Origin of the sequence: Hahella sp. HN01, from assembly GCF_018986435.1 — a bacterium.
Taxonomy (GTDB): domain Bacteria; phylum Pseudomonadota; class Gammaproteobacteria; order Pseudomonadales; family Oleiphilaceae; genus Hahella.
In genome coordinates, this window is record NZ_JAHMIN010000030.1 from 71,221 (window position 1) to 80,122 (window position 8,902).

Annotated in this window: 6 protein-coding genes; all 6 read left to right on the forward strand. The window is 50.5% G+C overall.

Features of this window, described 5'->3' with window-relative positions; translation table 11 throughout:
- Positions 1 to 228: 228 nt before the first annotated feature.
- A complete protein-coding gene (locus KP814_RS24220; protein ID WP_216739193.1) occupies positions 229 to 1,044 on the forward strand; it encodes a lysophospholipid acyltransferase family protein in 816 nt (271 codons plus the stop codon).
- Positions 1,044 to 1,997: an SDR family oxidoreductase gene (locus KP814_RS24225; RefSeq protein WP_216739194.1), complete on the forward strand. Its 954-nt coding sequence runs from the start codon at positions 1,044 to 1,046 to the stop codon at positions 1,995 to 1,997. The genes KP814_RS24220 and KP814_RS24225 overlap by 1 nt, the downstream gene beginning before the upstream one ends.
- Before the next feature lie 100 nt (positions 1,998 to 2,097).
- Positions 2,098 to 2,355 (forward strand): hypothetical protein, encoded by a 258-nt coding sequence (locus KP814_RS24230; protein ID WP_216739195.1) that lies wholly within the window; start codon positions 2,098 to 2,100, stop codon positions 2,353 to 2,355.
- Positions 2,356 to 2,393: 38 nt separating this feature from the next.
- Complete coding sequence (prsK, locus tag KP814_RS24235; protein WP_216739196.1) at positions 2,394 to 4,496, forward strand: XrtA/PEP-CTERM system histidine kinase PrsK; 2,103 nt, start codon at positions 2,394 to 2,396, stop codon at positions 4,494 to 4,496.
- Between the two features lie 129 nt (positions 4,497 to 4,625).
- Positions 4,626 to 5,978 (forward strand): PEP-CTERM-box response regulator transcription factor, encoded by a 1,353-nt coding sequence (gene prsR, locus KP814_RS24240; protein WP_127971430.1) that lies wholly within the window; start codon positions 4,626 to 4,628, stop codon positions 5,976 to 5,978.
- Between the two features lie 25 nt (positions 5,979 to 6,003).
- On the forward strand, positions 6,004 to 8,658 hold the full coding sequence (locus tag KP814_RS24245; RefSeq protein ID WP_216739197.1) for a tetratricopeptide repeat protein: 2,655 nt from the start codon (positions 6,004 to 6,006) through the stop codon (positions 8,656 to 8,658).
- The last annotated feature ends 244 nt before the right edge of the window (positions 8,659 to 8,902 follow it).

The window sequence follows — 8,902 nt, forward strand, 5'->3', positions numbered from 1 at the left end:
GTCATGTAGGAAGTCTTTCATGGATACTACTCACACCTCTAGCCCGAAGCCTCTCCCTGGGTTTCGGGTTTTTTTGATCTCGCTCACAAACTCATATAACGAAAGTATTTAGCGCCAAAATCAGAAGCTTATGATGCAGCTTCAGATTTCATCAATGCATCCTTATCGATATACTAGCGGCCCATAAGACATAAGAAAAACGCTGCAATGTCGCCAAGGATAAATGACATGAAATTACGCCCCCTTTTAAGAAGGATTTTTGTTTCAGAGGAACTGGAGCGCCAATATACAAACATCGCTAAACCTGTCGGAACTCTCGGATACGATCCCTGGGGCCTCAATGTAGACACCAATATCGTCGCAATGGCGCTGTTCAAACCCATTTTCGAGAAGTATTTCCGGGTTGAAACCCACGGTATTGAAAACATTCCTGCATCCGGGCCTGCGCTGATCGTCGCCAATCACAGCGGCCAGCTTCCTATTGATGGCGTTCTGATCGCCTACGCACTAGCCACCCGCAAAGACAGCCCCCGCATCCCCCGCGCAATGATCGAGCGCTTCTTCCCCACAGTCCCTTATATCGGCAACCTGCTCAACCAAATGGGCGCCGTACTGGGCGACCCCGTAAATTGCGCCAAAATGCTGGGACGGGAGGAAGCCATCATCGTTTTTCCTGAAGGCGTCCGCGGCTCAGGCAAACTATACCGGGACCGATATCAACTGAAACGTTTCGGCAACGGCTTCATGCACCTCGCCATGCAGCATAACGCCCCAATTATTCCGGTTGGCGTGGTTGGCTGTGAAGAGACTATTCCCGCCATCGCCAATATCGCTCCGCTGGCGAAGATGCTGGGCATTCCTTACGCCCCCATCGCCGTTCCTTTTATTTTCCCGGCGAAGGTCATTTTGAACTTTGGTCAGCCGCTACATTTCGAGCCTGGAGAAATAACGGAGGACGAAGTGACCAAGCGCGTAGATAAAGTGAAGACAGAGGTCAGCCGCCTGATCGACAAGGGACTACATGAACGGAAAAGGGTATTTTAATGGCCGCAAGAAGAAAGAAGACCAAACCTGAGTTACTTGTTACCGGAGCGGCAGGGGCCCTCGCCCAACAAGTCATTGCGCGCCTACGGGAAAAATACAAAGTCATCGCAGTGGATTTCCGTGAACAGGTGTATCTGGGCGACGATGTTCCCAGCTATCGGATCGACGTCAACAAGCGCGGGTTTGAGGACATTTTCCGCAAGCACAACATCACCGGCGTTATTCACCTCGGCAGGATGATCGCCAGCGAAGAAAACAGGATGCGCCGGTACAACTCCAACGTGCTTGGCTCTCACCGTCTTTTGGACCTGTGCCATAAGTATCACATCCACAAGGTGATTATTCTCTCCACCTACCATGTGTACGGAGCCAACGCCTACAATCCTGCGCTGATTGATGAAGGAGCGCCTCTCAAAGCCGCGGAGTTGACCATGGATCTGATCGACTCAGTGGAATTGGAGAATCTGGCCAACATTTATCTCTGGAAGTACCCGGATTTGAATATCACCGTGCTGCGCCCCTGCAATATTGTCGGCCCAGACGTCAGAAACACCATGTCTCTGCTGCTCTCAAGCAAGTACTGCCCTGTGCTGGCGGGCTTTTCCCCGATGATGCAGTTCATCCATATTGAAGACATGGCGGACGCGATTGTCGCCGTTATCAAAAGCCAGGGTCATCGGGGCATCTATAATGTAGCGACAGAAGACTGGGTCGCCTACCAAGAAGCGCTGGACCGTTGCGACTGCGTAAAAATTCCAGTTTGGTCCATTCCACCGATTGCGCCAAGACTGATCAGCAACATGCTGCAACTTAAGTCGTTCCCTCCCTATTTGCTGAACTATTTCAAATATCCTGTGATCATCGACGGCCAACTATTCAGGTCGACTTTTGGGTTCACGCCTAAATATTCACTGGATGAAATCTTCAGCTATTACCGTAACTTAAAAGGATAACGCTGAGAGGCTTCGGTAGACCCATACTTGCCCTGTGCGGCATCTTCACGTATGTACTAGACTTTTTATTTAAGACGAACGCATACGCGGAGAAGTCGACATGGGGCACTTCGATTTAATGGACTACGCACTGAAGCGGTATTACAACCCAGGCGCAGTCATTACAGATGAGGAAGCGAGCAGGCATCCGAGCCTGCGTCGAACGACAGGACTGTATAAGTGGAAGAAGAAAATAGTGAGGAATGTCTGGTTAATTTCCGGGCTATTTATGTTGGCTAATCCATCCCTGCCGGTCATCGTCGCCACAGCGATATTTACAGCCTTCATTTCCTTCAGCATACTTGACGAATCCATCTGATCTGACTTTGACATCTTTGACGGGCCTAGTATTGCAGTATGGTTATTAATTTCGGAGCCATCAGTCACGCAACTGGCGCCCTGGTTTACTTTCTTATTACGCTTCTGCTCGCAAGGGGTTATATGCGCCGCCTTGTGGACAGGGCGTTGTTGACCGCTTGCCTGGTCACCTCTATCTGGCTGGGAGCGCTTGCTGCGCAGCAGGCTATCGGAGCCCCCTCTTTCGTCACCCGTTACTGCCTGGAGGTCGTTCGCAACGCGGCCTGGATTGGCGTGCTTTTCATCATACTGGGCATCAATCTCAGCCCAAGAAAAAGCAATACGCCGACTCAGTACTGGCTTGGCATGTCTATCATCGCCGTATTGGCGGTTATGTTGGTGGCGGGCTTTACTCGAAGCTTTACAGACGAGCCGCTGATTTCAGGACAGTGGCTGTTGCTCGGCCAAATCAGCGTTTCCCTGGCGGGACTGGTCATGCTGGAGCAGGTATGGCGCAACGCCACTGGCTATAAGCGCTCAAATATCCGCTACCTCTGCCTGGGCATTGGCGCTTTTTATATCTATGACTTCTTTTTGTACTCTGATGCATTGCTGTTCAACAAGATCTCCGCGCCGTTTTGGGACGCCCGGGGCGCCGTAAACACCATCTGCGCGCCGCTAGTGGCGCTCACCATGGTCAACACGCGCAAACAGCCCATTGACGTACAGATATCGAGACAATTCGTCTTCCATACCAGCGCCCTCGTGTTCGCTGGCCTGTACCTCCTCATCATGTCCGCCGGAGGCTACTACATCAACACGGCTGGCGGTTCCTGGTCCGAAGCGCTGCTGATTATTTTCTTCTTCTCTTCCACCATTATTCTGGTGCTACTAGGCAGCTCCGCCTGGTTACGTGCGCGATTAATGGTTTTTATCAGCCAGCACTTCTTTAACTACAAATATGACTACCGGGAAGAGTGGCTAAGTATCACCCGCTTACTTACCGCGCTAGATTCCGATGAGGCGCTGGAAAAAAGAATCATCCGGGTCATGTCTAACCTGGTCGAGAGCCATGCCGGCGCATTATGGTTAAGAGACGAGGACAACAGCTTCTCGGCGAAAGCTTTCTGGAACATGAGTGAAATCAAGTTCGACAAGATCGACGTCAGCTCTGAGCTGATAGAGTTCCTAAGCCAGGGTGACTGGGTCGTCAACTTGAAGGAATACCAGATCGACCCTACCCGCTATCACCTCATGGAAATACCCGACTGTATCTGGAACACCAAAAAACCCTGGCTTATCGTTCCGCTATTCGTTCGAGAAAGCCTGTTTGGCTTCGTCTTGATCACAGAGCCGATCGCCAAAATAGAACTCAACTGGGAAAACTACGACTTATTGAAGATCGTCGCCCGTCAAGCTGGCGGCTATCTGGCGCTGTTGCAGACTCAGGATAGGCTTTCCGAGTCAAAACAGTTTGAGGCGGTCAACAGAACTTCCGCCTTCATGGTGCATGATTTAAAAACGATCATCGCTCAGTTGTCGTTGCTGGTGAACAATGCGGAAAGGCATAAAACCAACCCCGTCTTTATTGACGACATGATTCGCACCACCGAACACGCCCTGAAAAAAATGAACCATCTGCTGGTGCAAATCAGAAACCCCGTCACCAGAGACGAAATCACCCAGTTTGATCTGGTCAGCCTGATTAAGGAAGTCATCGCCTATGAGTCAAAACGCGAGCCTCATCCCTCTTTCAGCGGCGAAAGCTCAGCGATTTCCATCACCGCCGATCGCGACAAACTCAAAAGTGTATTCATACACTTAATCCAGAACGCGCAGGACGCCACGGACAAAACGGGCGAAGTCAGTATTTCCGTAAAACGTAGCGCCGGCTGGGTCGTCGTGTTCGTACAGGATACCGGCTGCGGTATGACGGATGAATTTATCAAAGGCCAGTTGTTCAAACCCTTCGAAAGCACCAAAGGGTTAACTGGCATGGGCATCGGCGTATACCAAAGCCGGGAATATATTCGCAAACTCGGAGGGTCGGTCGATGTGACTAGCCAGGTTGGCGTAGGGACCTGTTTTACGATCAAAATTCCCATCGTTGGCGGCGCCGTTCCTACCCCCGGATTCAGCAATATGAAGGCGGTTAACCAGTAAAGACAAGCAAAGTAGTAAAATATCCTGACAGGCCATTCTTCCTCTGTTGTCTTTGGGGATTTCCCTGTTAACATGTACCGCCAAAAACTACATACCTCCGTTCATGGAATTTTAAGGTTCGATCAGTCTGTGAAGAAAAAACTACTCATTGTTGAAGACGACCCGGGTCTTCAAAGCCAGATGCGTTGGTGTTTTGAGGACACAGAAGTCTTCGTCGCCGACGACCGTGAATCAGCCCTGTCGCATCTTCGACGCGTCGAACCACAGGTCGTTACTCTTGACCTGGGTCTACCTCCCGATCCTGGCGGAGCCAGTGAAGGTTTTGCGTTGCTTCAGGAAATCCTCACCCTTGCGCCGATGACCAAAATCATCGTCGTAACCGGCCGCGAAGAGCGTGAGAATGCGGTGAAGGCTATCGGTATGGGCGCCAGCGATTTTTATCAGAAGCCTCTGGACGCAGACATTCTGTCATTCGTCGTCAATCGCGCCTTCCGCTTGTATGAACTGGAGCATGAAAACCGTGAGCTTCAGCAAAGCAAATCCACTTCACGCCTGAAAGGCATTATCGCTTCCAGCACACAAATGCTGGAGGTATGCCGAACGGTGGARAAAATCGCCCCCGCCGATGTCACCACACTCATCCTTGGTGAAACAGGCACAGGTAAAGAAGTACTCGCGCGCGCTATCCATGATTTAAGCCCCCGCGCAGACCACAATTTCGCCGCCATCAACTGCGCCGCTATTCCTGAAAATCTGCTGGAAAGCGAGTTGTTCGGCTATGAAAAAGGCGCATTCACCGGCGCCACTCAAATGAAAAAGGGAAAAATAGAGCTGGCTCACGGCGGCACTCTATTTTTGGATGAAATCGGCGATATGCCAATGTCTCTGCAAGCCAAGCTGCTGCGCTTCCTACAGGAACGCGTCATTGAGCGCGTTGGCGGGATGAAAGAAATCCCGGTCGACGTTCGCGTCATCTGCGCAACGCACAGAGAAGTCACCCAGCTTATCGCCGAGGGTAATTTCCGGGAAGACCTTTACTATCGGGTCAGCGAAATCACCTTGAAAGTTCCTCCTTTGCGCGAGCGTATGGGCGATTCCATTGTCATCGCCAGATCACTACTGGAGAACTTTACAAAAACGCTTGATAAGGGCGTCATTGGGTTCAGCGACGACGCTATTCGCGCCATTCAATGTTACGAATGGCCGGGCAACGTCCGTGAGCTGATCAATAAAATAAAGCGCGCAACCATCATGTGCGACGAAAAGAAAATAACAGCCAAGGATCTGGAGCTCGGCGAACAACCTCAGTTCGCCGGGGATATTCTGAATCTTCGCCAAGTCCGCGAAGAGGCGGAAAAGCAGGCTATAATTCAAGCGCTGCAATCTACTCAAAACAATATGGCTAAAGCGGCCAGGTTGCTTGGCATAACCCGACCGACGCTGTATAACCTGACCGATAAGTACAATATTTCGTCCTCCTGATACAGGGTGAATCAAGGAAACAATCATGCTACTTCGAAAAGCAGTATCCCTTAAAATTATAATTATGGCCGCATTCAGCCTTCTGGTTGCTTGCAGCGGCCAAGACAACAGCGCCCCCTCCAAGGAAGAAATTCAGTTTAAGAGTCATTTGGATCAGGCTCGCTTTTTTCAAAAACAAGGGCAGCTAAAAGCAAGTATTCGTGAAGCGCAAAATGCTATTAACATCAACCCTTCCAGCAGAAAGCCTTTCCTGATCATCGCCGAAACTTTGCTTATCACCGGCGACGCCGTTAAAGCAAAAGATGCCTACGAGCAAATGCTGAAAGTTCAGCCGGAAACGGCCACAAAGGGTGAGCTAAATGAGGCTCACGTTGGCTTGGCGAAATCCCTTCTATTGCTCGGAAAAGTTGATGACGCCATGACCGAGCTGGACAAGATTCAAGAACCCAATGCGACCATGTCAGCTCGTGCAGACATCGTAAGAGGCGATATAGAGCTGTCCAAGCGCAACACTGACGTCGCGCGCACTCTCTATACCAAAGCACGGGAATCTGACCCTAAATCATTCCAGGCACTGCTTGGATTATCCAAAGCCTCATTTCTGCAGAGTGATAAAGACGGCGCGACAGCAGAGTTGAAGAAAGCAGAGGACCTTGCACCAAATGATTCCGATGTATGGCTCTGGAAGGCAAAAATGTCCGCCCTGGAGAAGAACTTCCCTGCTGCCGAAGACGCTTATGTTCGCGCCCTGGAAGACATTGGTCAGTATGACCTGATGACCCTGCAGAAGTATCAGACCATTTCGGAATTAATCGAAGTATTGCGCGCCCAGGGCAAACATGCTGAAGCTTTCACCTACCAAGAAGTGCTGGATAAGTCTGGCCCAGGCAGCATCAAGAACAGCTATGTCTCAGCGCTCGAAGCAGTTAAGAATAAGGACTACGCAAAAGCTGAAGAGTACCTGAAAGGTATTCTTGAAAAAGCCCCAGGCCACAGAGAAGCGGGCGTTCTTTTGGGCATGGTGAAATACCAGCAGGGCGACTGGGAAGCAGCGGACAAGTATCTGAGCCAGTTCGCCACAGAAGACGTCAACAGCGCCGTCACCAAAGCCCTTGCCGCCACCAAACTTAAGCTACAACAACCTGAAGCTGCGGCTCGCCTGGTCGAAAAGTTACCGAAAGAAGACCCTGATTCACTGTCTATTTATGGTGTAGCGGAACTTGAGTCCGGCAATCTGGCCAGCGGCGTAGAAGCACTCGAAAAAGCGTTGGCGCTGGACGCTTCTAATACTGTGCTGGTCGACAAACTGGGCAAAGCCTACCTGGCCAATGGTCAAGCCGACAAAGCCATTACCCTGCTCTCAGACAGTAAGGACAAGAGTCCCAAGAGCGAAGGCATTCGCGCACTTCTGGTCTCTGCTTACGCCAAGGCAGGAAAAGGCGATCAAGCCAAATCAGAAATCGAAGACTGGAAGAAAGCGATACCAAATAGCGCCCTTGCGTTTAATGCAGAGGGCGCATACTACTCCAGCCTCGACCAGTTCGATAAAGCAGAAAAGGCGTTCGAGCAAGCCAAAAAGATCTCTCCAGACCTGAAAACGCCATACCGCAATTCCATTCTGCTGTTTGCAAAGACCCAGAACTGGAACAAGCTACTGGACGAAACAAAAGGCGCGGTTAAACAGTTCCCCGAAGACTTAGCGCTTATTCGCGCTCTGTTCGAGGCCGCCAACAAGCTTAACAAGCTTGACGAAGCCACTTCCTACTTAGAGGAAATTGCAAATAACGTTACCACCACAGCAGCTCCCAGCCTGACGCTGGCGGAGTTCTATGCTCGCACTGGCGAGTTTGAGAAGGCGCGTCAATTTTTGAGCAAAGCAAAAGGCCTCGACTCTGCCGGGTCACAGCTAGAAAGCACAACTCTTCTGGTCGCCACGCTGGAGATTCCCAGCTTAATCAAAGCCCAAAAGAATGAAGAAGCTCGTAAACTGGCCACAGAAGTCGCCAAGACTTTACCTGATCGTATAGAAGCGAGACTACTGCCCGTTAAGACAGAGTTTTTAACAGACAATGAAGCTGCAGGCGTTAAGCTGCTCAACGAAATCAAGAAGGAATTTAGCGACTCCTCCCTCCCCTATGAAGTGGAAGGCGACCATTACTACAGCAAAGGCGAGTTTGAAAAAGCAATCAATGCATTTCAGCTAGCCTGGTATCAGAAGCAAAGCCAATCTTTGGCGATCAAGATGCATGAAACGCTGAAAAAGGCTCAGGCTGGCGCAAAATCATTGAAACCACTTGAAGAGTGGGTTTCCATTGAGCCAAACAGCCCACAAACCATTACACTGCTTGCTATGGGCTACCAAGCCAACAACATGCCCGACAAAGCGATTGAGCAGTATGAAAAGCTACGTCAGATCCGCCCCAATGATGCCGTGGCGCTTAACAATCTTTCCTGGCTCTACTTTGAAAAAGGCGACGCCAGAGCGCTGGAACTGGCGGAAAACGCCTATAAACTACAGCCAGAGAGCGCCGCTATCGCTGACACATACGGCTGGATCATGTACAAAAATGGCGATGCCAAAAATGCCCTACCCATCTTAAAGAAGGCTACGACTTTGGACAGCAAGTCCGAAGAAATCAAAGCCCACTATGATGAAGCGGCAAAAGCAGCAGGCCAGTGATGACTCAATTTGGCGGCTCAGGGAATACCTAGTCACCACAGCAACAAAAAGGGGCGCTAATTAGCGCCCCTTTTTTGTATCCCAATTTTATAGACTTGACCCGTCCTGAATAGAGTTGACACATTCCAGCCCTAACTTTGGGAGAATGTGATGAATCAGCGAGTTAAGCGAACACAACGGGACTACACTCTGACTTTTAAACAGGCGGTGGTGGATCAGGTCGAAGGCGGAGAGCTGACTTATA